The 237-nt window shown below is 38.0% G+C and carries 1 protein-coding gene; it reads left to right on the forward strand.

Annotated features, from left to right (window positions below; all coding sequences use genetic code 11):
* On the forward strand, positions 1 to 237 hold a 237-nt coding region (locus RG959_RS24890), incomplete at both ends, for a glycogen/starch/alpha-glucan phosphorylase (RefSeq protein ID WP_342799371.1).

Below are 237 nucleotides of genomic sequence, written 5' to 3' on the forward strand. Positions count from 1 at the left end.
CTTAAAGACTGGTTAGAAGAAACCAAACAACATAATAAACGGAAATTGCAACGTCATATTGCGAAAACTCAAGGTGTACAGGTTAACCCTGAATCCATTTTTGATGTGCAAATCAAGCGCATGCATGAGTACAAGCGGCAACAAATGAACGTATTATATGTCATTTACAAATATCTGGATATCAAAGCTGGAAATATCCCAACCCGACCATTAACTGTATTCTTCGGAGGAAAAGCG

The sequence above is a fragment of the Domibacillus sp. 8LH genome, assembly GCF_038806185.1.
In the GTDB taxonomy this organism is placed as follows: Bacteria; Bacillota; Bacilli; order Bacillales; family Domibacillaceae; genus Domibacillus; species Domibacillus indicus_A.